The sequence below is a fragment of the Pseudomonas sp. P5_B2 genome, assembly GCF_056400445.1.
In genome coordinates, this window is record NZ_JBFULH010001436.1 from 1 (window position 1) to 591 (window position 591).

Sequence of the window (591 nt, forward strand, 5' to 3'; positions counted from 1 at the left end):
CGCTGGTGTTGAGCGRAACCTTCCTGCGCCAATGCCCGGAGCAGCGGAACGTTGCCTTGGTGCAGACGCTCTACAAGTTCATCAACGACGTGGTGATTTTCGAAACCGAAATCGTCGACAAGACAGCGCGAAGTATCGCCAAGAATCGCTTCGCCGTGACGTTCCCGTTTGCCTGCCGTTACGACGCCATGACCGTGGTTGTGGATGAGGACTATCACGCGTTGGTGGCCATGGACTTCATGCAGCAGACCATCGCCATGACCGGTATCACGCCGATCGGGTTACCCGACGAAATCGAGCTCAGTCGAGCCATCCCGGCCGCCGTGGCGCTCGCGCCGGAACATCTGCGCGGTGCCGTTGAATTGATCTGCGTGGCCATTGCCGAAAACACCGTGACCGGCGATGTCGCGGCGTTCGCCAAGGACGATACAGTCAAGCAATCGATCAAGGGCCTGATGGCTGATCACTTGCTGGACGAAGGTCGCCACTCCAGCTTCTGGGCGCGGCTGGTGCGCATCTACTGGCACACCGCGAGCGAAGACGATCGCCATCGCATCGCGCAGATTCTGCCGGTGTTCATCGGCCATTACC

1 protein-coding gene is annotated in these 591 nt (G+C 59.8%); it reads left to right on the plus strand.

Annotated elements, in window-relative coordinates; all coding sequences use genetic code 11:
• A partial coding sequence (locus AC1DRJ_RS31685) for a diiron oxygenase (RefSeq protein WP_477805569.1) occupies positions 1 to 591 on the plus strand: 591 nt, incomplete at both ends.